Raw genomic sequence first — 23524 nt, 5'->3', positions numbered from 1 at the left:
CGAGTGGCGCCACCGCCCCACCGCCGGTCCGGTCCTCTGTCACCGTCGGCACGGCAACCCTCCCGTCGTTGGATTGAGTGCGAGGAATCTAAAACGGTTACATGGACCGGTCAAGCCTCTGGCGCCCTGGAATCCTTGACCCTTGGGGAAGTACGGCCGTAACCTCGGTAACTATTGTGGAAACGGTTACTATCCGTACTACGGAAAGGCGGCAAGCGTGGCCGACAGACCGACGGCGGCACTGGCCATGGGGCCCGAGGTCGCCGAGGCGGTGCTTCCGCCCGATCTGCGGGACCGGCTGGCCCGAAGTGTCGATCTCGTACCCCTGCCGCTCACCGCTTCGCTCACCTGCGGCGATGCACGGGACGCGCTGGCCGGTACCCAACTCCTCATCACCGGTTGGGGCTGTCCCCCGCTCACCGCGGAGGTGCTGGCGGGTGCGCCCCGGCTGCGGGCAGTCGTCCACGCGGCGGGCTCGGTCAAGTACCTCGTCACGGAAGCGGTGTGGCAACGGAAGCTGCTGGTCTCATCGGCGGCGGACGCAAACGCCGGTCCGGTGGCGGACTTCACTCTGGCCGCCATCACCCTCGGCTCCAAACGAGCCCTGACGAGCGCTGCCCGGTATGCGACAGGCTGGCCCGGATTCACCGAACGAGAGGGTGCGGACGGCCGCACCATCGGCGTCATCGGCGCCTCGCACATCGGCCGGCGGGTGATCGAACGGCTCGTCGCGTCGGATGCCGGGTACCGCGTGCTGCTCACCGACCCCTACGTCGGAACGGCGGAAGCCGCTGAGCTGGGCGCTGAGCTGGTGCCGCTGCGGGAGCTCTGCAGCAGCAGCTCGGTGGTCAGCGTGCACGCCCCACAACTGCCGGAGACGCGCCATCTGTTGAGTGCCGACATGCTGGCGCTCATCCCGGACGGCGGCACGGTGATCAACACGGCCCGCGGCAGTCTCGTCGACACCGAGGCGCTGGCCCGCGTCTGCGCTTCGGGCCGCCTCGATGCCTTTCTCGATGTCACGGACCCGGAGCCGCTGCCCACGGATCACCCCTTGCTTCGTCTGTCCAATGTGCTGGTCACCCCCCATGTCGCGGGTGCCCAGGGCAGCGAGGTGCGCAGGCTCGGGCGGTACGCGGTGGAGGAGGCCGAACGCTTCGCCCGCGGGGAGCCTCTGCGTGGCGGGCTCGGGCGGGCCGAACTGACCCGGCTCGCCTGAGGGGCGGGTTCATGGCCGGAACTGTTGGAAGAGGGCGGGACAGTCGCGCCCGTGGCCTCGTTCGCCCACTGGGAGACGGGCCCGGTGGGGTCGGCCCGCCGTGAATACGCTTTCCCCGGCAGGCGGGGTCGCTCGCCGGGGGCGGTCCTCGGCGCCACTCGCAACTCCCCGGCTGCGTTGACTCTTTGAAGTCCGACGGTGGTCACGAGCCCTTGACGCAACAGTTCTTCACGGGTTAACTCGGGCCCTGAATTAAGTCCGGACCAATGCCCCGGGGTGTCGTTCGTCCCGTTCCTGACGGGTTCGCGAAAAACGAAACGCCCATAACGGGCCGCAGACCTTCCCTCCCCCCACAGCAGGAAGGCTTCTCATGAGTCACGCACTCAGTCATGGCCGCAGGCCGCTGAGCCGTCGCCTCCGCCCTGTCGCCACAGCCGTCGCGGTGGCGGCTGTGGCTGGTGGAACCGCTTTCACAGCACAGGCCGAACCGTCCGCTGCCACGCCCCCCACCCTGGCCGCGGCACCCCAGGCCGTGGCGCCCTATCTCTACAACGGCTGGGGCAACCCGCCCGACCCGGCCGAGGTGCAGCAGGCCACCGGCGTCAGCTGGTTCACCCTCGCGTTCGTGCTCAGTGACGGCACCTGCGATCCCAAGTGGGACGGGTCCCGGCCGCTCACCGGCGACGTCGACCAGCGGACCGTGGACACCGTACGCAAGGGCGGCGGCGATGTCGTTCCGTCATTCGGTGGAGCCAGCGGCAACAAGCTCGAGGAATCCTGCGCCGACTCGGACGCACTGGCGGGCGCCTATCAGAAGGTGATCGACGCCTATGGCCTCAAGGCGATCGACATCGACATCGAAGGGGATGCCTACAACAGCGCCGTCATCCAGCAGAAGACCATCGACGCGCTGAAGAAGGTCAAGGCGGACAACGCGGGACTGGTCACCTACGTGACCTTCCCCAGCGATCAGGGCGGCCCCGACGACAGCATGATCGGGCGTGCGGCGGATTCGGGGCTCGAGGTGGACGGCTGGACGATCATGCCATTCGACTTCGGCGGTGCCGGGCAGAACATGGCCGACTTGACCGAGCAGGCAACGGACGGTCTGAAGAACACCGTGAAGAGCGCCTACGGCTACAGCGACGACGACGCCTACCGGCACAGCGGGCTCTCCTCGATGAACGGCATCACGGACAACCAGGAGACCGTCACCACCGGCGACTTCGAGTCGATCCTCGCCTATGCGAGCGAGCACCACCTCGCCCGTCTGTCCTTCTGGTCCGTCAACCGTGACCGGCCCTGCCCCGGCGCCTATCCGAACGACGACACGTGCTCGGGCGTCGACCAGGACGCATGGCAGTTCACCAAGATCTTCGCCCGGTACCAGGGCTGAGAGGGGGCATCCATGAATCCCGAACAGCCCGCAGCCACGGGCGGCCACCGGGCGCGCCGCCGCCGCAGCCGGCCGGCCCCGGTGGCCGCCGCGTTCCTCCTCGCGGCCGGCGCACTCGGAGTGATCTCGGTCCAGAACGCCGACGCGGGCCAGCCTTCCCCCGACTCACGCGTCACGTCCTCCGCATCGGACCCGGACTTCGGTCCCAATGTCGATGTGTTCGACCCGTCGATGTCCCGGGAGGACATCCAGGGGCGGCTGGACTCCGTCTTCAGGGAACAGGAGAAGAACCAGTTCGGTGCGGCGCGCCATGCCGAACTCTTCAAGCCCGGCACCTACGACGCCGACGCCAACGTGGGCTTCTACACCCAGGTGGCGGGACTGGGTCTCTCACCCGACGACACGAACATCAACGGCGCGGTGCACGCGGAGGCCGACTGGTTCCAGGGCAACGCCACCCAGAACTTCTGGCGCGACGCCGAGAATCTGTCCGTGACCCCGAGCGGTGGCGCCGACCGCTGGGCCGTTTCGCAGGCCGCCCCGTACCGGCGCATGCATCTCAAGGGTGACCTCCAGCTGGACGACAGTGGCTGGTCGAGCGGCGGTCTGCTCGCCGACTCGAAGATCGACGGGCAGGTGAACTCCGGTTCGCAGCAGCAGTGGCTCTCCCGGAACACCGAGTGGGGAAGCTGGAAGGGCTCCAACTGGAACATGGTCTTCGTCGGCGCGAAGAACGCACCGCGGGGGGACTTCCCCGATCCGCCGTACACCACCGTCGACAAGGCCCCGGTGACCCGCGAGAAGCCGTTCCTCTACGTCGACGACGCGGGCGACTACCAGGTGTTCGTCCCCGCCCGGCGCACGGACAGCAGCGGCACCAGCTGGTCGGGCGGCGCCCCGGCCGGTACGTCGCTGCCCATCGCCGACTTCTTCATCGTCAAACCCGGAGCCACCGCGGCCCAGCTGAACTCGGCGCTCGCGGACGGCAAGAACCTCCTCGTCACCCCGGGCGTGTACCACCTCGACCGGACCCTGAAGGTGACCAGGCCGGACACCGTGGTGCTGGGCCTCGGCCTGGCCACCCTCGTACCGGACAACGGCATCACCGCGGTGTCCGTCGACGATGTCGACGGTGTCCAGCTCGCCGGGCTGCTCATCGACGCGGGGAGCACCAACTCCGCCACGCTGATGGAGATCGGTCCCGCCGGCGCCGGCGCCGACCACTCGGGGGACCCCACGTCGCTGCACGATGTGTTCTTCCGGATCGGCGGAGCCGGTGTGGGAAAGGCCACCAGAAGCCTGGTGGTCAACAGCTCGGATGTCATCGGGGACCACACCTGGATCTGGCGTGCGGACCATGGCGACGGAGTCGGCTGGAACACCAACACCGCGGATACCGGGCTGGTGGTGAACGGTGACGACGTCACCATGTACGGCCTGTTCGTCGAGCACTTCCAGAAGAACCAGACGATCTGGAACGGCAACGGAGGCCGGACGTACTTCTACCAGAACGAGATGCCCTACGACCCGCCTGACCAGGCGTCCTGGATGAACGGCGCCGGCAAGGGCTACGCGGCCTACAAGGTGGGCGACTCGGTCACCGGTCATGAGGCGTGGGGGCTGGGAAGCTACTGCTTCTTCAGCACGAACAGTGCGGTGGCGGCAGAGCACGCCTTCGAGGTTCCGGACACCCCGGGTGTGAAGTTCCACGACATGGTGACGGTCTCACTGGGTGGAACGGGCACCATCGACCACGTGATCAACTCCACCGGCGGCCCGTCGGACGCGGCCGGCAATGTGGCGAACCTGGTGAACTACCCCTAGGGACCGGCCCGGGTGGGCATCGCGGGCCGCGGTCTCAGCGGAACAGCGGTTCCCCTGGTGGAGCCGGCGTGGGCCTCAGGGCCGGCGCCGGCTCCTGCGCTTTCGCCGGCGGGGCCGATCCGTGATCCGCGGCGGGCGCGGCAGCCGTCGCCCTGGTGAGCAGGACCACGCCCCGGGCAGCGGCGGCGGCGCCCAGCAGGGCGAGCACCAGACCGGTCGCCCCGCCGTGCAGCCGTTCACCGAGCAGAGCCAGGCCGATCGCCGAGGCGGCGAGCGGGTTGGCGAGGGTGACCATGGCGAGAGGTGCGCCCAGACCGCCACGGTAGGCGTACTGCGAGAGCAGCAGACCGCCCGCGGCGCAGGCAGCCACCAGCAGGGCCACCACCGCCGTCCGCCAGTCGAGCGGCGGACCCGATGCGCGGTCGGTCACCGACACCGTCACTGTCTGGGTGAGCGCCGAAGCGACCCCGGACACGAGGCCGGAGGCCGCTCCGAACCGCAGGCCGGAGCGGCCTCCGGGCATCGCGGTACGCCGGACCAGTGCAAGGACCAGAACGAGGGACACCGCAGCGATCGCGAGGACCCTGGGCAGCGAGAGGGTCCGGTGCGGAGCCGCGCCTCCGGTCGTCAGCAGCAGCGCGCAGAGCCCCAGCAGGGTCAGCGCGGTGCCGCGCCATTCGACGCGGGCGACATGGCGTCCGGCCAGGTAGGCGCCCAGTGGGACCGCCGCAACCAGGGTGAGTGCGCCGAGCGGCTGCACCAGCGTGAGCGACCCGTACTTCAGCGCCGCCACGTGCAGCAGCGCCGCGGCCGCGTTGAGACCCACCGACGACCACCAGGCAGCGCTGCCGAGCATCCGCAGCAGGCCGGCCTGCGGCTCGGTGCGGGAGGCGAGGCGCTCCTGTGCGACAGCGGCCGTGGCGTAGCCGACGGCCGACAACAGCGAGAGTCCTACGGCTATGACCGAGGCGTTCATCGGCCGGCTCCCCGGCCGGTGAGCTCACCCGCGGGCTGGGGAAGAGGCAGCTCGCGGACCAGGGGCGGGCGGTCGGAGGTGTCCGGCTCCCTTGCGGCAGGCTCAGTTCGGGGATCCATCACCCGGCCCCTTTGCGTTCGTCACAGTGTTTCCGAGTCGAGGTCTGGATCACGACTCATCGATACGCCAGTGTACCGATACGCCGACGTATCGGAACACCATCGTATCGGTACACTGGCGTATCGGTACGCTGGATTATCGATGCTGCTCGTCACACCGAAAGGGAGAGCTCATGCCGCCCCAGGAGTCCGCGATGTCGTCCTCGCGTTCCAAGATCACGCCGGAGCGGGAGCGGGAGTTCTTCGAGGCCGTCATCGAGCTGCTTCGCGAGGGCGGCTACGACGCTCTGACCATGGAGGGTGTCGCTTCCCGCTCGCGGTGCGGCAAGTCCACCCTCTACCGCCAGTGGGGGAGCAAACCCCAGCTGGTGGCATGTGCGCTGCGCGGCACCCGGGGTGGAAGCGTCACGAGCATCGACACCGGTACTCTCGCGGGAGATCTGCGGGAGACGGCCCGGGCGCTGGGCGCGCACTCGGGACGTGACACGCCGTTGATGCACGCGCTCAGTCACGCGGCTCTGCAGAACGAGGAACTCCACGAAGCGCTGCGCGAAGGCCTGACCGAACCCATCGCCGCGGCCATCGACGCGATGGTCACCAGAGCGGTGGAACGCGGTGAGATGGCAGCCGACAATCCGGCACGGGAGTTCGTCGCGGCGCAGCTCATGGGTGCGATGCGGGCACGCCCCATGCTCGACGGCCAGTATGCCGACGCGGAGTACCTGCTGCGCTTCCTCGAGTGCGCGGTCCTCCCCGCCCTGAGACCGGCCGGCACCTGAGGACTCCCCGCGAACCGGCGGGCGTCGTCGAGCGGATGACGACGGCCCGCCTGCGCCGCACCGTGGGGACGGGGGCGGCGCGCTCCTCCGCCCGGAACCGGCCGACCGCCGGTTCCGGGCGGCGAGCGGCGGAGCTCCCGCGGGCCGGTCTCCGGCAGCACGAAGATCACGGCCGGGCGGCGGACAGGTCATCGCCGCGGGCGGCGGGCGCTGCCCGGTGTGCGGTGCTGCTCCGGGGTGTGGCGCCGCGGCTCACGGGTAGCGTCGTGGCACGGCGCGGCGGGGTCACGGTTCATGAGGCCGCGCGCCGCAGCATCGACCGTGAAGCAGCTGCCGGCCGCCACCGGAGCGCGATGGCCCGGCTGCGCCCCACCGATGGGAGTGTGCACCGATCATGACGTCCGAGACGTCCGGCACCCGGAAGGCCCTCGTTGTCCGCGGCGGCTGGGAAGGCCACCAGCCCGTGAGGACCACCGGCCTCTTCATATCCTTTCTCCGCGACCGCGGCTTCGCCATCGATGTCAGCGACAGTCTGGACGTGTACGCCGATGCCGAACGGCTGGCCGCCACCGACCTCGTCGTGCAGTGCTGGTCCATGGGGGAGATCACCCGTGAGCAGAGCGAAGGGATTGCCGCCGCCGTCCGCGCCGGAACCGGTCTGGCGGGCTGGCACGGCGGAATCATCGACGCCTTCCGTGGTGACGTCGGCTACCACCGGCTGACCGGCGGCCAGTTCCTGGCGCACCCGCCCGGCTACCTCGACCATGAGGTGAATGTGGTGGCCGGGCAGTCCTGTCACCCCGTCGTCGCGGGGCTCGACGACTTTAGTGTCCACACCGAGCAGTACTGGGTGTCCACCGATCCGCTGATCGATGTGCTGGCGACCACGCACTTCCGGGCAGGCGAGGAGCGCGACAGGCCCGTCACCATGCCCGCCGTCTGGACCAGGAACTGGGGCGAGGGCCGGGTGTTCGTCTCCACCATCGGCCACAAGCCGGACGACTTCGACGTGCCCCAGGTGCGGACACTCACCGAAAGGGGGCTCCTGTGGGCGAGCCGCTGAGGATCGGCATGGCCGGCGCGGGGAAGATCAGTGGTGCGTACCTGGACACCCTGGAACACCTCGACAGCGTTCGGGAGGTGCACGGCACCGACGGTTCACTGCCGGTACCCGGCCCCAACGGGTTCGAAGGGCAGGTGGAGTACCACGGCGCCGGCGGCGGGTGGGGCGTGCTGCCCGTCTCGGCAGGCCGCCGGGGAGCGGGCCGCGGAACCGGACTCGCCGATCTCGCCGAAGCACTGACCGACGGCAGGCCTCACCGGGCACCGGCGGAACTGGCCCGTCATGTCCTCGATGTGCTGCTGACCCTGCTCGACTCCGCGCACCGGGGCGGCGCGCTGCCGGTCGCCAGCGGCTGCGCCCAGCCGGAAGCGGTGTCCCTGAGCTGACTCCGCTCCCCGCGCCCGCAGCCGGTATCGTCCGCCCGGCCGGGTCGCACCGCTGGGTGCCGCTCGTTCTAGGATCGGTCGATGGTCACGGGGAACGAGCACGAAGCGATCGGCACCAGCAGGCCCGGCGGGCGCGGGGGAGCGGCGAAGAGCGCGAAGATGAAGGACGTGGCCGCGCTCGCCGGCGTCTCGCCCAAGACCGTCTCCAATGTCATCAACGGTTTTGTGCATGTCACGCCGGAGACCCGCGAGCGGGTGCAGCAGGCCATCAGGACCCTCGGCTACCGTCCCAACACGAGCGCCCGCAATCTGCGCCGCGGCCGCACCGGAATGATCGGCCTGGTCCTGCCGGAACTGAACATCCCTTACTTCGCCGAGCTCGCCGAGCACTTCCTCACCACGGCGGAGGAGCACGGCAGAACGTTGCTCATCGAGCAGACCCTGGGGGACCGTACCCGGGAGGCGGCGGTGATCGACGGTCTCGGCGACCAGGTCGTCGACGGGATCGTGCTCAGCCCCCTGGGACTGCACGGCCAGGCGCTGGCGGGACGCGTCGACACGATGCCGCTCGTCCTGATCGGCGAGCGCCCCAGCGGCGGCCTCACCGACCATGTGGCCATCGACAACGTGACCGCAGCCCGGGAGGCGGTGGCGCACCTCATCGCGGGAGGCCGCAGCCGGATCGCAGCCATCGGGGCGCAGCTCGAACCGGATGTCGGCACCCCACTGCTCCGGATGACCGGCTACCACCAGGCACTTCATGACGCCGGACTGCCGATCGACACACGCCTCGAGATCGAGACGCACCGCTATCACCGGGCGGACGGTGCGAAGGCGATGAACGCCCTGCTGGACGCGGGTGATCCGCCGGACGCCGTCTTCTGCTTCAACGACGCGCTGGCTCTCGGAGCGCTGCGCACCCTGTACGAACGAGGGCTGCGGGTTCCCCAGGACATCGCGGTGATGGGCTTCGACGATGTGGACGCCGGCCGTTTCGCGATCCCGAGTCTGAGCACCGTCGCGCCCGACAAGGCGGCCGTCGCCCGGCATGCGGTCCAGCTGCTGCTGGACCGCATCGACGCACCGGAGACGGCGGCGCGCGAGATCACCATCGGGCATGAACTCCGTGTCAGGGAGAGCACGGGCGGATGACCGCCCGCTGTGCGCGAGTGTCCCCCGCGCTGCCGGGAGGGCCCCCGGGTCAGTCCGGCAGCGCGGCGACCGCGTCGTCGGCCGACGTCCGCCACAGCGTGGTGACCGGGTCGTACACCGCGATCCCCGGGGCGGGGGCGCCGATTCCGGAGGCGGTGAAGACCCTGCCGGCGTGGGCGGGACTCGCCGCTACGGCCAGGCTCGGTACGTAATGGGCGGGAGCGGTGGTGTCGTCCGTGCGCAGGGCCGCGTAGAGAGTCCGGCCGGCGTTGATGACATGCGGTCCGCTTTCCACGGGCGGCGCTGGATTGGCCGATCCGTCCAGGCCGGCGAACGTCACCGTCGGAAACCGGTCGATGGTGCAGTTCTGCTTGCCGCGGTTGGTGACCGTGAGGAGTACGACACTCCTCGCGATGGGTGGGAGGGTGTGGGCCCGGTACCCGAGGGAGTCCGCCGCGCATTCGGGAAGGGCGTGCGGGGACGCGGCGACGGCCGGGGGGACCGGCGCGCAGACGAGGGCGGCGGCGAGGACAAGTGGGCGCATAGTTCGCATAGGTCCCCCATATCCACCACGACCGCCGATTACGCCTCCAAGCGCCCACCGTGCCCGTCCGTGTGTCGTGGTGTCAGGTCCAGCCGGAACCCGATCGGCTGGACCTGCCGCGGTCGGGATCGGCCGGCGGGACGAGGACCGGAGATGGCCCCACGGACGCGTCGCGAAGCGTACGCCGGTGCCCGCCGGGGATGGTGGGTCACCCCTCGACCCGCCGCGCGGGACCTCGCGACGGGACAGCGACCCCTCACTGACCGCCCAGGCCGGTCGTCGCCACCGACTTGACGATCTGCCGCTGGAAGAGCATGAAGACGATCAGCAGCGGAATGCCGGCCAGGATCGATGCCGCAGATGTCTGCGCGTACATGAGCCCCGAGGAGTCCTTGATCGTCGACAGGCCCACCGGCAGCGTCATCAGGCCCGGGTCGCTGGTGCTGATGAACGGCCACAGGAAGTTGTTCCAGGTGGTGATGAAGACAAAGATCGCCACGGCCGCCAGAATCGGGCGGGACAGCGGCAGCACCACACTGGCGAACACCCGCCAGCTGCCCGCACCGTCGATACGGGCCGCCTCCTCCAGTTCGCGGGGCACCGAGTCGAAGAACTTCTTCAGGATGTACACCATCGCCGGCGCCACCGCCTGCGGGAGGATCACCGCGGCGTAGGTGTCGACCAGGTTCATGGACAGCATCTGCCGGAACAGCGGCACGATCAGAATCTGCGGCGGAACCATGATCGATGCGAGAGTGGCGGCGAAGAGCGCACGGCGCCCGCGAAAGAGCGTGCGGGAGAAGGCGTATGCCGCCATCGCGGAGATCAGCACTGTCAGCGCCGTCACAGCGAGGGCGATCAGCAGGCTGTTCAGCGCCCAGACCGGGATGTTGCCCTGGTCGAAGATCTTCCGGTAGGCGTCGAGGCTGAAACCGCCGTCAGGGAACCAGCCGGTGTCCGAGCTGGCGTCGACCTCGGTCTTCAGTGAGGTGTCGATGGCCCAGGCGAACGGGAGCAGCCATGCGGCGGCCATCAGGACCAGGGCCAGTGAGGTGAGAATCCGCGTGGTGGGCCCGGTGCCCAGAGTGGGGTGCCAGCCCTGCGTGCCGCCGCGGCGGCGGGCGACCTCGCGCGGCATGGTGCTCCGCGGTGGTGTACCGGTCGTGGGTGCGAGTGTGTCCGGTGCCATGACCCGTCAGTCCTCCCTGCGCGAAAAGATCTTGAGTTGGGCGATCGAGAGGATGATGACGATCGCGAAGAAGACGTAGGACACCGCTGATGCGTAGCCCAGGCGGTAGTTGGCGAAGCCCGTGTCGTAGATGTACTCGATGATCGGTTTCGTCGAGTTGTCCGGACCGCCCTTGGTGAGCAGATAGATCTGGTCGAAGACCTTCAGGGACGCCAGCACCTGAAGTACCGCGATCAGCGCGGTGGTGCGCCGCAGCTGGGGCAGAGTGATCGACCACAGCCTGCGCCACGCACCTGCCCCGTCGATGGCCGCCGCTTCGTACAGGTGGTCGGGAACGGCCTGCAACGCCGCCAGATACAGCAGGAAGTTGAAGCCCACCGTCCACCAGAGGGTCAGCAGAGCGATGGACCACATCGCGTACTTCTCGTCGACCAGCCAGCCGATCCCGTCGATGCCGACGGCCTTCAGCATCGAGTTGAGGAGCCCGAGGTCGGGCTGGAACAACAGGGACCACACCTGGGTGACCACGGCGACTGGCAGCAGATAGGGCGCGAAGAACGACAGCCGCCACACCCATTGCCCCGGCATTCCGGTATGCACGAGCAGGGCCATCACGAGGGCCACCACGACCAGCGGGACGGACGTCAGCACGGTGAACCAGACCGTGTTCTCGAGGCTCGACCACACCTCGGGGTCGGTCAGCGCCTCGGCGTAGTTGTCCAGGCCGGCGAAGGTGTTGTCGCCGTGTCCGGTCAGGCTGGAGTCGGTGAAACTCATCCACAGGCCGTAGCCGATCGGCAGGACCAGAAAGAGCCCGAAGAAGACCAGGAAGGGAAGTACGAAGGGCCAGCCCGACGAGCCGGGGGCACCCCGGCGGGACGGACGGGCGGTGCCGGACCGTGCGGAGGCGCGCAGGGGAATGCGGAGGGAACTCATGGCGATCGCTCCTTGTCTCGCGCGATCAGGCCGGATTCGGCTTGGACAGAAGGGTGTTGATCTCGGAGACCATCTTCCTCACGGCCTTCTCGGGAGCCGCTCCGGAGATGAGCGTCAGCTGCAGGGCCTGGCACATCCGGTTCTGGAAGTCCGACCCCGCTCCGGTGAACCAGGCCTTCGGGTCGAGGGCGGGCTGGTTCGCCGCCTGGGCGTATTCGTGCTGCGGATGCAGCTGTGCGTACGCCTTCGACGCGGTGACCGGCAGATAGGCCGGAATGTGGCCGCCGCCCGCCCACGCCAGGCTCGACTTGAGCAGTTCGGCGGCGAACCGGTGTGCCTGACGTCGCTTCGCGGGATCGACGTGGTTCTGCCGGGGCAGCACGAGGGAGTGGCTGTCGGCCGCCCCCGCGGGCTTGTCGAAGATGGTGGGGAAGGGTGCGGCGCCGAGCTTGTCCTTCTTGGCGGTCCTGAAGGTGTTGAGATCCCACTCACCGTTGAAGATCGCCGGGGACTGCCCGTTGGCGAAGTCCGCGATGGCGGTGGAGATTTCCATGGTGCGGCAGTCGGGACGTATGAGCTCCGCCATGAAGCGCACCACGTCGACCGCCCGGTCGATGTCGATGCCGGCACGCGCACCGGTGAGATCGAAGGCCCCGCCCGTCTGGCTGAACAGGGTCCAGAACATCCGCCAGGCGTTGGCGCCGTCGTTGACGTGGCCGAAGACGGGCCCGAGCTTGCCGGTGTCCTTGCGGAGCTTCTTCGCCACTTCCAGACAGTGGGCCGGCGACTCGAAGGGAAGCGGCTGCCCGTCGGTCCGCAACAGCCCGGATCTGTCCATCATGTCGCGGTCGTAGAACATGATGAAGGGGTGGGTGTCGAGGGGGACGGCGAACGGTTTCCCCTCGTACAGACCGCGCTTGAAGACCGTCGGATTGATGTCCTGCCGGCGGACGCCGAATTCGGCCAGCAGGTCCATGTCCCAGGGTTCGAGCAGACCACCCGGCGCGTATCCGGGCAGCCGGGTGAGGTGCATGACCGCGATGTCGGGAGCCCGGCCGCCGACCGAGGCCATGGCGAGTTTGGTGTAGTACGGCGGTCCCCAGTCCAGCACGGTGGTGTTGACCCTGAGATCCGGAACCCGTTGCTCGATCTTCCGGGTCATGTCCTTCATCAGGTTGCCGTCCGGGCCGGCGAAGAGATTCCAGTACTGGATCTCGTCGGCGCTCGCGACGCTCGCGGCCGGCGAACCGCACGCGCCGAGCGCGGGAAGCAGTGCCCCCGCGCCGGCGCCGCGCAGCAGCGCGCGCCTCGACAGCGGGCTCATCGCCGCCGCTCCTCGTAGGCCGCCGGCCGTTGCTGGGCCGCGCGCAACCGGTCGGTGTCCAGCTTCGGGGTGCGGTCGAAGTGGTAGACACCGTTCTGTTCCTGGAAGACATCGGTGAGCTGGGTGTAGCAGTAGCCGAACATGTCGGGGTCGTCGAGCAGTACTCCGGTCAGTCCTGCGAAGCGCTGCTGGAACTCCTCCTCGGTGCGCGGACGCTGACCGTAGCCCCAGGAGACCCCGCGGTCGTCACCCGAAGAGGCCGCCGCCTCCTCCTGATTCCACCAGATCCCGCCGAACTCGCTGCAGAAATAGGGCTGTCCGCGGTACGGAACCGACCAGTCGGCCGCGCCGGGCCCCTGGTCCTGCGGGTTGATGAACGGCTCGTCCTTCGCCAGTCCGGCCATCTGGGTGCGGAACGCGGCCGGGTCCTGCTCGTAGTTGTGGGAGTCGTAGACGTCGGTCTCCACCACCCGGTGTGCGTAGCCGGAGGCGTCGATGACCGGCCGGGAGGTGTCGGCGGCCTTGGTGGCGAGGAACATCGCCCGGGTGACGTCGTCCAGCACGGTGGGCCGGTCGTGCAGTTCCTGATGGGTCTCGTTGAGCGGGCACCAGCCGACGATCGACGGATGCGAGTAGTCGCGCTCCACCGCCTCCAGCCACTGAGCCGTGTAACCGGCGGTGGGCCGCTGGTTGTCCTGTGTGGTGCGTCCTTCGCTGCAGCCCCAGTCGCCGAACTCGCCCCAGACGAGATAGCCGAGCCGGTCGGCGTGGTGCAGGAACCGCTCCTCGAAGACCTTCTGGTGCAGCCGCGCGCCGTTGAACCCCGCGGCGAACGCCAGCTCGATGTCCTTCACCAGCGCGGCGTCGTCGGGAGCGGTCATCAGCCCGTCCGGGTACCAGCCCTGGTCGAGTACCAGCCGCTGGAAGACCGGCCGGCCGTTGAGCAGCAGCCGCTTGCCGTCCACGGCGACCGAGCGCAGTCCCGCGGTGCAGACCGCGGAGTCGATCATGGCGCCTTCGCCGTCCAGCAGATCGATGTCCAGGGTGTAGAGGTGCGGATCCTCGGGCGACCACGGCCGGCGACGGTCGTCGGGTATCGCGAGGAAGATCCTCGGCGCCATGTCGAGGCCGGCCGGGACCGAGCTCTCGACCACGGTGCCGGCGTCGTCGCGGAGCCGCGCCCTGAGGCGGTGCCCGGGACGGTTGGCGGTGAGCGGGATCTCCAGATGGAAGCTGCCCGATCCCAGATCGGGGGTGATGCGCGGGCGACGCAGATGCGTCGCGGCGACCGGCTCCATCCAGACGGTCTGCCAGATCCCTGTCGTCCTGGTGTAGTGGCAGGCGCTGTTGGCGTACTCGTAGGACTGCTTGCCGCGCGCCTGCGGCCCGTGCCTGGCGTCGCGGGCCCGTACGACGATCACCGCTTCGCCGTCCCGCTGCGCTGCGAGGTCGCCCAGGTCCACGGTGAACGAGGTGAAACCTCCGCTGTGCCTGCCCGCCTCGACTCCGTCGACCCAGACGGTCGCGTCGTGATCGACGGCGCCGAAGTGCAGCAGTACATGGCGTCCGGACCAGCCGGCCGGGACCCGGACCGTACGGCGATACCAGACCGCGGCGTGGAAATCGGTGTCGCCGATACCCGAGAGTTCGGACTCGGGACAGAAGGGCACCTGGATCTCGCCCTCCAGTTCGGCGTGCACCAGCCCCCGCTCCAGACCGCTGTCGCCAGGATCGAAGGCGAATTGCCAGCTGCCGTTGAGATTCAGCCAGTCCTGCCGGACGAACCCGGGACGGGGATACTCAGGTCGCGGGACTCCGTTCGGCTGTGCGGATGTGTGGTGGGCGTGAGGCAGGGACATCGCATCTCCGGTGCGGGAGGGGTGAGTGGTCACATGTCAACACCGGATTACATCGATGTAAAGACCTCCGGCGCAGTGGATTCCGCCGAAGTGGGAGTAGGTGGCCGGCCAGGTGCAGGGCCCGCGCCCGGCCGCTGCGGACCGAGTGGCCGGGGCTCAGGCCTGTCCGCGCCTGTTCGGCCGCGCGGCCCGGCGGCCTTGGGGGTGTGCAGGTCCTGGGGGTGGCCGGCCCCGGCCCTCGCTGCCGCGGTGCACAATGCAGGCATGTCCCGAAGCGCTTCCCGGCCGCGACACCCGCAGCGATCCCGCACCCGGCAGGGGTCCCACCGCCCGCCGGCATCGACCGCGCCCTGCCCCTGTGGGCTGCCTGCCGGATACGGCGAGTGCTGTGGCCGATTCCATACGGGAAGGGCCGCTGCCCCCACGGCCGAGGCGCTGATGCGTTCGCGCTTCAGCGCGTTCGCCGTGGAGGACGCCGACTACCTTCTGCGGAGCTGGCACCCGGACACACGGCCGCCCCGTATCGAGTTCGACACGGGGCAGCGGTGGCAGCGGCTGGAGATCCTGGACACCACCGGGGGAAGCCCCTTCCACACCAGTGGCACCGTCACCTTCCGTGCCCACTGGACCAACCGGGGAGAGTCCGGAGAGCTCGGGGAGCGCAGCAGGTTCGAGCGTCACGAAGGGGCCTGGGTGTACGTCGACGGTGTCGTCGAGGAGTGAGTGGCACGTGGGGGCCGGGCCTGCGCCCCCGTCAGCAGGTGAAGTCGACCTGCTTGAAGGTGACGTAGTGGTCGGCGGTGTAGTAGTCCTCGGCGGTCTGCTCGCCGGTGATGATCCGCCGGGCGCCCCGGGTCGAGCTGCCCGGGGTCTTGACCGTGTACTCGTGGTAGTAGCCGGTGGACTGGGAAGGCAGCACACCTTCCCGGTTCTGGAAGACGACCCCGTCCTGGTCGTAGGGGAAGGGCCCGCCGGATTCGATGAGGTCCAGGGTGTCGTGGGCCTGTGAGGGCAGGGCGCCGTAACAGATGGTGCCACTCACGGTGGCGTGGGCTTCGGTCGCGAGGAGCACGGTAGGCGTGACGACGATCGCGGTGGCGACGCCGACGGCGGCAACACGGGTGCGCAACGCGCGTAGAGTGATTCGCATGCGTTCAGGATGAGGGCGTGGAGAGCTTGGCGGTAGTGATGTGACGAACCGTCACTTCCGTTTTACCCAGGCGTATATGACCCTCACAGGACCTTTACGCTTTACGCGTGCATCCGGTGGTCGCAGTGTGCCGTACGGCGGTGCGAGTCATGGTGTGGCACATCCTCTTCCCTTCACCGGCAGGCTCTGTGACCGCCTGCGACTCGAACACGGCCGGGCGCACCGGGTGGACCAGGAGCCGCCGCGGCCGGGTCCCGTGACGCCCCTGCGGCACGGGCGCCTGCTTCGATAGGCTCGGCGCCGTAAGAAACGGGTAAAGGCAGGCCAGGGGGAATTGTGACGGACCACCAGCAGGATCCGCTACGCGCCGGCGGCAGGGACGCTTCGGCGGCGGATCCGGACGTGTTCCAGCCGCTCACCGAGGAGGACCCGCGAACGGTCGCCGGCTATCTGCTCAGCGCCAGGCTCGGCGCCGGCGGCATGGGCAAGGTGTACCTCTCGTACACGCCGGGCGGACGGCCCGTCGCGATCAAGGTGATCCGTCCCGAGTTCGCCGAGGACCCCGAGTTCCGCCGCCGGTTCCAGCAGGAAGTGCGGGCCGCGCAGCGGGTGCAGGGGCTCTACACCGCGCCTGTCATCGACAGTGACACCGAGGGCCCCCACCCCTGGCTGGCCACCGCCTATGTGCAGGGGCCCTCGCTGCACGCGGCGGTCGCCGGACACGGCGCGATGCCCGCGGCGACCGTGCTGCTGCTGATGGCCGGGATCGCCGAGGCGCTTCAGGTCATCCATCACGCGGGCATCGTCCACCGCGACCTCAAACCGTCCAACGTGCTGCTCGCGGCCGACGGACCGCGGGTCATCGACTTCGGCATCGCCCGCGCGGCGGACACCACCGCGCTCACCGGCACCGGCGTCAGTGTGGGAACCCCGTCCTTCATGGCCCCGGAGCAGGCGTCAGGAACGAGCTGCACCGCGGCTACCGATGTCTTCGCGCTGGGCCAGATCGCGGCCTTCGCCGCGACGGGTGCAGCCGCCTTCGGTGACGGGCCCTCGCACGCGGTGCTCTACCGGATCGTGCACGAGGATCCCGACCTCTCCCAACTCCCTGACGAACTGCGGGAGATCGTCACCGACTGCCTCCGCAAGGACCCGGCACAGCGGCCGTCCCCCGCACGGATCATCGAGCTGTGCGGTCAGGCGTCCCAGGACCCGGCGCTGCGCCGCCCGGACGGATGGCTGCCGTCCTCGTATGCCGCCGATCTGACCCAGGCCGCTGCCCCGACTCCGCCCCCGCAGCCGGCTCATCCGCCGACGCAGACGGCACCGCACATGCCGCCGGTCCAGCAGCCGACGCAGACGGCACCGCACATGCCGCCGGTCCAGCAGCCGACGCAGACGGCACCGCACATGCCGCCGGTCCAGCAGCCGGTGCATACGGCATACCCGCAGTCCGTCCGTCCGCCCGCAGCGGGCGGTTACGCCTACCCGCCGGCCTCCGGGGCACCCGGCGGCTATCCGGTCCAGCCCGCTGCCGGGGCCCCCGGCAGCTATCCGTACCGCCCGGGCGCCGGGAGCCCCGGCGGATTCCCGGCGCCGCAGGCTCCCCATCAGCAGCCCCGGACGAAGAACCGGGCCTGGCTCGTCGTCGCGGGTGTGGCCGCAGCGGCGCTCATCGGCGGTGGTGCGTACCTGGCGGGCCAGCACGGTGAGGACAAGGACTCGCAGGGATCCCGGAACAGCGCGAGCGATACGCCGCGGTCCGGCGGCACGCACTCGGGTACAGGTGCCGCGGGGAAGAGCAGGACCCCGGCAGCGCCGAAGGCGGCCGTGTACAAGGACCTCAGCATTCCGGCCGGCTACACGGTCACCTTCGCCGACGAGCCGCCCCGCCCCGAGGATCTGGACGTGAACTACGAGGGCGACTTCGGTTACTCGGACGACCTCGTCAACGGGGAGAGCGTCACCACCAACCAGTCCAAGAACACCATGGCACTCCTGGAGTCCGGCGAGCCTGGTTCGCTGGCAGGCTGCCGCGCCAACACCCGCTACACCACGTCCATCTCCAAGGACAAGCTAGGGAAGGGGTCCCGGATCTGTGTGAAGACCGGCTCCGGGCACTACGGCCTGGTCACCGTGCACAGTTTCGCGACGCGGGACTCGCCTAGCCAGTTCGTCAGCGTGGACCTCACCGTATGGCGTAACGCGGCCACCTCCTGAAAACCGCAGCCGCCCCGGGTGTGCCCTGTCGCCGCAAGGCGTGAAGCTCCGCTGTGCCCCCGCTTAAGAAATCCTCGATGGACTTGAGCGGCCGGCGCTCGGCAGATTGGTGACCTGCCCGCCGAACGTCACCGTCACGTCTGGAGCCGCCACGATGAAGGCCCTTGTCAAGCAGCATGCCGAGCCGGGGCTGTGGCTCATGGATGTACCCGAGCCGGAGACCGGCCCGGGCGACGTGCTGATCAAGGTGGCCCGCACCGGCATCTGCGGCACGGACCTCCATATCCGTTCCTGGGACGGCTGGGCCCAGCAGTCGGTCTCGACTCCGCTGGTCCTCGGCCACGAGTTCGTCGGGGAGGTCGCGGCGGTCGGCACCGGTGTCACCGGGATCGCGGTCGGCGACCTGGTCAGCGGTGAGGGCCACCTGGTCTGCGGGAAGTGCCGCAACTGTCTGGCCGGACGCAGGCACCTGTGCCGCTCGACCGTCGGGCTCGGTGTGGGCCGCGACGGGGCGTTCGCCGAGTACGTCGCACTGCCCGCTTCGAACGTCTGGGTGCACCGGGCGCAGGTCGATCTGGACATCGCCGCGATCTTCGACCCGTTCGGCAACGCGGTGCACACCGCACTCTCCTTCCCGCTGGTCGGTGAGGACGTACTGATCACGGGCGCCGGCCCCATCGGCATCATGGCGGCAGCCGTGGCGAAGCACGCGGGTGCCCGCAACGTGGTGATCACCGACGTCAGTCCGTACCGCCTGGACCTGGCCCGCAAGGCCGGCGCGACCCTCGCGCTCAATGTCGCCGAGCATCCCGTCGCGGAGGCGCAGCGCCGTCTCGGCCTCAAGGAGGGCTTCGACATCGGCCTGGAGATGTCCGGCCGCCCCGAGGCCATGCGCGACATGGTGGACAACATGACCCACGGCGGCCGGATCGCCATGCTGGGTCTGCCCGCCGAGGAGTTCGCCGTCGACTGGGCGAAGATCGTCACTTCGATGATCACGGTCAAGGGGATCTACGGACGTGAGATGTTCGAGACCTGGTACGCGATGACCGTTCTGCTCGAGGGCGGCCTCGACCTCAGCCCCGTCATCACCGGGAAGTACGCCTACCAGGACTTCGACGCCGCCTTCGACGAGGCGGCCGGCGGCCAATGCGGCAAGATCATCCTCGACTGGACGGCCTGACCCTCCCCACCTCCTAGGAGCCCCGATGTACGAGTCCGTCCGCGACGATCTGCGCACCGCTCTCGACGAGATCCGTGACGCCGGTCTGTTCAAGCCCGAGCGTGTCATCTCCACCCCGCAGAGCGCGTCGGTCGGCGTCGCGACCGGCGAGGTGCTGAACTTCTGCGCCAACAACTACCTCGGCCTGGCCGACCACCCCGATGTCGTCGCCGCCGCCAAGGACGCCCTGGACCGCTGGGGCTACGGCATGGCGTCCGTGCGTTTCATCTGCGGTACGCAGGACGTCCACAAGGAGCTGGAGCAGCGCCTGGCGGTCTTCCTCGGCCAGGAGGACACGATCCTCTACTCCTCCTGCTTCGACGCGAACGGCGGAGTCTTCGAGACCCTGCTCGACGCCGAGGACGCCGTCATCTCGGACGCTCTCAACCACGCGTCGATCATCGACGGCATCCGGCTCTCCAAGGCCAGGCGCCATCGCTACGCCAACCGCGACCTGGCCGACCTCGAACAGCAGCTCAAGGACACCCAGGACGCCCGGCGCAGGCTCATCGTCACCGACGGCGTGTTCTCGATGGACGGATACGTCGCCCCGCTCGCCGAGATCTGCGACCTGGCCGACCGCTACGACGCCATGGTGATGGTGGACGACTCGCATGCGGTGGGCTTCGTCGGCTCCGGTGGGCGCGGCACCCCCGAGCTGCACGGCGTGATGGACCGCGTCGACATCATCACCGGCACCCTCGGCAAGGCGCTGGGCGGAGCGTCGGGAGGGTATGTCGCCGCCCGTTCCGAGATCGTTGCCCTGCTGCGTCAGCGCTCGCGCCCCTACCTCTTCTCGAACTCACTCGCTCCGGTGATCGCTGCGGCCTCTCTCAAGGTTCTCGACCTCATCGAGTCCGCGGGTGAGCTGCGGGAACGTCTGGACGCGAACACCCGGCTGTTCCGTACGAGGATGACCGAGGCCGGCTTCGAGATCCTGCCCGGCGAGCACGCCATCGCCCCCGTGATGATCGGTGACGCCGCCGAAGCGGCCAGGATGGCCGAACTGTTGCTGGAGCGGGGTGTGTATGTGATCGGCTTCTCCTACCCGGTGGTGCCGATGGGACGGGCCCGGATCCGCGTCCAGCTCTCCGCTGCACACTCCACCGCCGACGTCGAGCGGGCCGTGGCCGCCTTCATCGACGCGAGGGCCTGCGCCTGACCGTCATGGGCGGGGCGGCCCGCGGGAGCCGGCCGGACCTGCCCTGCGCGACAATGGCAGGGTGATCGACCCTCGCCGCCTGCGCATTCTGCGGGCCGTGGCGGACCACCGAACGGTGACCGCCGCGGCCGCAGCGCTCTATCTGACCCCCTCGGCCGTCTCCCAGCAGCTTGCCGCGCTGGAGCAGGAGACAGGGCACGCCCTGCTGACCCGCAGCGGCCGGGGTGTGCGGCTGACGGCTGCCGGGGAGATCCTCCTCTCCCATGCGCACGCCGTGCTCGCTCAGCTCGAACGGGCCGAGGCCGAGCTCGCCGCCTACGCGGGCGGCGCGGCCGGCGAGGTCACCGTCGCCGCCTTCGCGACCGGCATCGCGGAGGTGCTGGCCCCCGCCATCCGTGACCTCGCCGGGCGCAGCCCCCGCATCCGGGTGCGGGTCAGGGACTCCGAGGGCGACGAGAGCCTGACCCTGGTCCTCGACGGGGAGGCCGACATGGCGCTGGCCGTCGAATACCGGGGCGCGCCCCGCGAGGGCGATGTGCGCCTGGCCAGGGTCCCGCTGTACGCGGAGCCGTTCGACGCGGTGCTTCCCGACGGGCACCCGCTGAGCCACCATCCGCACATCGAGCTGGCCGGTCTCGCCGCCGACGACTGGATCGGCCCCTATCCCGGCAACCCCTGCCACGACGTGGTGCTGCTGGCCTGCGAGCAGGCCGGGTTCGAACCGCTTCTGGTGCACTCGTCCGACGACTTCCGCGCCGTTGTGGCGCTCGCGGGTGCGGGCGCGGGAGTGGCCCTGGTGCCGCGGTCGGCGCTGCGCGGGATGGAGCTGAAGGACACCGTGGTGCGCCCGGTTGAGGGCCCTGCCCCGACCCGGCGGGTATTCGCCGCGGTGCGCCGCGGGGCCGAGCTCCATCCGCTGATCCGGCCCGTGCTCGAGGCACTGGCCGGTGCGGCGGCCGGGCTCCCCACCGGCTGACACCGTCCCGGGCCGCCTCATCCGCCTGCGCAGGGGTTCCGCCGGGAGGAAGCGCCGGTGCCACGCCAGTGGTGATCGAGAGTGCCGCGGGACGCCGGCATGGAAAGCGGTTGCTGCATGGCCTCAGCCAATCCTGTGGCTGTGCGGCGGGCAAGCCTGTTTGCGGATATCCGGCTCCGGCGTGTCCGCTCCGGACCGGAGCGACGTACGGCGCGGACACCGTCAGGGGTGTCCGCGCCGCCGTTCGTCCGAGACCGGGGCCGGCCGAGTACCGGAAGGGATCAGAGCGCCGGGTAGGCGTTCTTCAGGAGCTGCTGGAACTGAGCGGAGAACCAGTGGCCCGCCAGCGGCGCGTTGGGCAGGGCTCCGGACATGCTGTTTCCGTTGCGTGCGTTACCGGTGTACGTCGGGTCGCACATGCGGTCGAAGCCCTTGCCCTCGTCATTGGAGATGGCGGAGCTCGCGCCGTCGGACTCGCCCGGCGGCTTGACCCAGACGTAGGCGTCGATGCCTGCGGCGGGAGCAGCCTTCGGCCGCTCGCCTATGCCCGCACCCGACTGGTTGCACCAGTTGCCGAGGTGGATGCGCTTGTCCGTACGGCTGCCGTCGACGTACCCGTCCAGGGTCGTCTTCGCCGCAGGCGCGGTGGGACGGGCGGATCCGCCCCAGCCGTTGCGGGATGTGTCGATCAGTGCGCCGATCTTGGAGTCGAATCCGACGCTGACCAGTTCGGTGCGGAAGGCCTGAGCGAAGGACTGCTCATCGACGTAGCGGTTCCAGTCGACCCACTTGGACTGGCGCACCGACGTGCCGTTGACCGCGTCGTTGATGGTGAAGTACGGCTCCGTGGTGGCACCGTAGTTGGCGGTGTTGGCGATGATCCCCTGGACGTCGGCGACCGTGGCGCCCGATGCGGTGGCCGCCTGGTGGAGTATCTGGGCGGTCGAGTTGAAGTTGTCGTCCCAGCCGATCCAGCCGTGGTGGCCGACATCGAGGTAGTTGTAGACGTTGCCGACGGCGCCGAGCTTGTTCAGGGCGTAACCGACACCGGTGATGTAGTTGCCGTTCGCCTTCATGGTGTCGCACTGGGGGGTACCGGTCGGGCGGTCACTGGTGTTGGTGACCAGGTTGGGCAGCGAGTCCGGCTCGATGGTCGTGACGATCCTCAGGTTCGCGTACGCCGGGTCCTTGAGTACGGCCGCGATCGGGTCGATGTACTCGCTCTTGTAACGGTCGATCTCGGTCGCGCCCAGCTCACCGTTGGAGGCGAGCGCCGCACAGTCACGGCCGGGGAGGTCGTAGATGACCAGCTGTACGACGAACGGTTTGCCGCTCGCCTGCTTCACGGCCGCGTCGAGGTGGTCGCGCAGGCCCATGCCGCCGTTCACGCCCTTGATCGCGGCGATGCGGTCGAGCCAGACGGCCGTCGGCTGGCTGGATATCTTGCTGCCACCCGGTTCCGCCGCCGCAAGGGCCGACCACTCCGGGTTCACATAGACCCCCGCACCCACATAGGGGTTGTCGACGAGACTGCCCGAAGTGGGCGGGTCCGTCGGCGGGTCGGTGGGCGGATCCGTCGGGCCGGTCGCGCCGTTGCAGGTGGTGCCGTTCACGGCGTACGACGTCGGAGCGGCATTGGTCCCGCTGTAGGAGAACTGGGCGCCGGCGCCGGCCGTGGCGCCCGCGGCGATCGACTTGTTCCAGTCGATTCCCTTGGCGGTGACGGTGGAACCCGACTGCGACCAGGTGGCGTTCCACCCGTTGGTCAGCTTCTGGTTGCCCGTGTAGTTGTACGTGAGCGTCCAGCTGTCGAGCGCGGCCGTCCCGGAGTTGGTCACCGCCACGTTCGCGGTGAAGCCGGAACCCCAGTCATTGGTGGTGTAGGTGACGTTGCACGCCACCGAGGCGGCATGCGCGGTGCCGCTCATCCCGGTCGCGGTGGCCAGGCCCGCGGCGACCAGCGCGCAGGCGGAGATCAATGCCGTACGCGTACGGCGTGGTGGGGCAGTTGTGCGGCTCATCGAAAGG

Annotated in this window: 20 protein-coding genes; 12 read left to right on the top strand and 8 right to left on the bottom strand. The window is 69.4% G+C overall.

Annotated features, from left to right (window positions below; translation table 11 throughout):
* Positions 1-247: 247 nt before the first annotated feature.
* From OHS16_RS04055 to OHS16_RS04045, 3 genes are all read left to right on the top strand, one after another.
* Entirely contained in the window at positions 248-1219 is a 972-nt protein-coding gene (locus tag OHS16_RS04055; protein WP_443042740.1) for a hydroxyacid dehydrogenase, read from the top strand.
* 370 nt (positions 1220-1589) lie between these two features.
* Positions 1590-2615, top strand: coding sequence for a chitinase (locus tag OHS16_RS04050; protein WP_443042555.1), 1026 nt, complete (start codon positions 1590-1592; stop codon positions 2613-2615).
* 12 nt (positions 2616-2627) lie between these two features.
* Positions 2628-4439 (top strand): coagulation factor 5/8 type domain-containing protein, encoded by a 1812-nt coding sequence (locus OHS16_RS04045; protein ID WP_328535761.1) that lies wholly within the window; start codon positions 2628-2630, stop codon positions 4437-4439.
* 34 nt (positions 4440-4473) lie between these two features.
* Here the strand turns inward: OHS16_RS04045 and OHS16_RS04040 are convergent, their stop codons facing one another.
* The gene (locus OHS16_RS04040; protein WP_328535760.1) at positions 4474-5415 is read right to left on the bottom strand and encodes a DMT family transporter; all 942 of its coding nucleotides are present in this window, start codon (positions 5413-5415) and stop codon (positions 4474-4476) included.
* A gap of 292 nt (positions 5416-5707) precedes the next feature.
* On the opposite strand from OHS16_RS04040, the gene OHS16_RS04035 reads away from it, so the two are divergent.
* The 4 genes from OHS16_RS04035 to OHS16_RS04020 all read left to right on the top strand — a co-directional run bounded on the left by OHS16_RS04035 (position 5708) and on the right by OHS16_RS04020 (position 8914).
* The gene (locus tag OHS16_RS04035; protein WP_328535759.1) at positions 5708-6313 is read left to right on the top strand and encodes a TetR/AcrR family transcriptional regulator; all 606 of its coding nucleotides are present in this window, start codon (positions 5708-5710) and stop codon (positions 6311-6313) included.
* Between the two features lie 394 nt (positions 6314-6707).
* Complete coding sequence (locus OHS16_RS04030) at positions 6708-7376, top strand: ThuA domain-containing protein (protein ID WP_328535758.1); 669 nt, start codon at positions 6708-6710, stop codon at positions 7374-7376.
* Positions 7361-7762 (top strand): hypothetical protein, encoded by a 402-nt coding sequence (locus OHS16_RS04025; RefSeq protein WP_328535757.1) that lies wholly within the window; start codon positions 7361-7363, stop codon positions 7760-7762. Before OHS16_RS04030 ends, OHS16_RS04025 begins: the two co-directional genes overlap by 16 nt.
* A gap of 81 nt (positions 7763-7843) precedes the next feature.
* The gene (locus OHS16_RS04020; protein WP_328535756.1) at positions 7844-8914 is read left to right on the top strand and encodes a LacI family DNA-binding transcriptional regulator; all 1071 of its coding nucleotides are present in this window, start codon (positions 7844-7846) and stop codon (positions 8912-8914) included.
* Between the two features lie 49 nt (positions 8915-8963).
* Here the strand turns inward: OHS16_RS04020 and OHS16_RS04015 are convergent, their stop codons facing one another.
* From OHS16_RS04015 to OHS16_RS03995, 5 genes are all read right to left on the bottom strand, one after another.
* Positions 8964-9458 carry a DUF4232 domain-containing protein gene (locus OHS16_RS04015; protein ID WP_328535755.1) on the bottom strand — a complete coding sequence of 165 codons (495 nt, stop codon included), beginning with the start codon at positions 9456-9458 and terminating at the stop codon, positions 8964-8966.
* 256 nt (positions 9459-9714) lie between these two features.
* Entirely contained in the window at positions 9715-10647 is a 933-nt protein-coding gene (locus OHS16_RS04010; RefSeq protein ID WP_328535754.1) for a carbohydrate ABC transporter permease, read from the bottom strand.
* Between the two features lie 6 nt (positions 10648-10653).
* Positions 10654-11583, bottom strand: a complete 930-nt coding sequence (locus OHS16_RS04005) for a carbohydrate ABC transporter permease (protein ID WP_328535753.1) — start codon at positions 11581-11583, stop codon at positions 10654-10656.
* Positions 11584-11608: 25 nt separating this feature from the next.
* Complete coding sequence (locus OHS16_RS04000) at positions 11609-12907, bottom strand: extracellular solute-binding protein (RefSeq protein WP_328535752.1); 1299 nt, start codon at positions 12905-12907, stop codon at positions 11609-11611.
* The gene (locus OHS16_RS03995; protein ID WP_328535751.1) at positions 12904-14766 is read right to left on the bottom strand and encodes a glycoside hydrolase family 2 protein; all 1863 of its coding nucleotides are present in this window, start codon (positions 14764-14766) and stop codon (positions 12904-12906) included. The genes OHS16_RS04000 and OHS16_RS03995 overlap by 4 nt, the downstream gene beginning before the upstream one ends.
* 264 nt (positions 14767-15030) lie before the next feature.
* Between OHS16_RS03995 and OHS16_RS03990 the strand changes: the two genes are divergently transcribed.
* A complete protein-coding gene (locus OHS16_RS03990) occupies positions 15031-15489 on the top strand; it encodes a YchJ family protein (protein WP_328535750.1) in 459 nt (152 codons plus the stop codon).
* Between the two features lie 31 nt (positions 15490-15520).
* On the opposite strand, the gene OHS16_RS03985 is transcribed toward OHS16_RS03990, so the two are convergent.
* The gene (locus OHS16_RS03985; RefSeq protein WP_328535749.1) at positions 15521-15916 is read right to left on the bottom strand and encodes a ribonuclease; all 396 of its coding nucleotides are present in this window, start codon (positions 15914-15916) and stop codon (positions 15521-15523) included.
* 336 nt (positions 15917-16252) lie between these two features.
* On the opposite strand from OHS16_RS03985, the gene OHS16_RS03980 reads away from it, so the two are divergent.
* From OHS16_RS03980 to OHS16_RS03965, 4 genes are all read left to right on the top strand, one after another.
* Positions 16253-18136 carry a serine/threonine-protein kinase gene (locus tag OHS16_RS03980; protein WP_328535748.1) on the top strand — a complete coding sequence of 628 codons (1884 nt, stop codon included), beginning with the start codon at positions 16253-16255 and terminating at the stop codon, positions 18134-18136.
* Between the two features lie 154 nt (positions 18137-18290).
* Entirely contained in the window at positions 18291-19319 is a 1029-nt protein-coding gene (gene tdh / locus OHS16_RS03975; protein ID WP_328535747.1) for an L-threonine 3-dehydrogenase, read from the top strand.
* A 25-nt stretch (positions 19320-19344) separates the two neighbouring features.
* The gene (locus tag OHS16_RS03970; RefSeq protein ID WP_328535746.1) at positions 19345-20520 is read left to right on the top strand and encodes a glycine C-acetyltransferase; all 1176 of its coding nucleotides are present in this window, start codon (positions 19345-19347) and stop codon (positions 20518-20520) included.
* Between the two features lie 61 nt (positions 20521-20581).
* Positions 20582-21496, top strand: a complete 915-nt coding sequence (locus OHS16_RS03965; protein WP_328535745.1) for a LysR family transcriptional regulator — start codon at positions 20582-20584, stop codon at positions 21494-21496.
* Between the two features lie 281 nt (positions 21497-21777).
* Here OHS16_RS03965 and OHS16_RS03960 read toward each other — a convergent pair whose 3' ends face one another.
* A complete protein-coding gene (locus tag OHS16_RS03960) occupies positions 21778-23517 on the bottom strand; it encodes a glycoside hydrolase family 6 protein (RefSeq protein WP_328535744.1) in 1740 nt (579 codons plus the stop codon).
* Between the last annotated feature and the right edge of the window lie 7 nt (positions 23518-23524).

It is taken from the genome of Streptomyces sp. NBC_00344, from assembly GCF_036088315.1.
Classification (GTDB): Bacteria; Actinomycetota; Actinomycetes; order Streptomycetales; family Streptomycetaceae; genus Streptomyces.
This window is presented reverse-complemented; position numbering and strand designations above follow the sequence as displayed.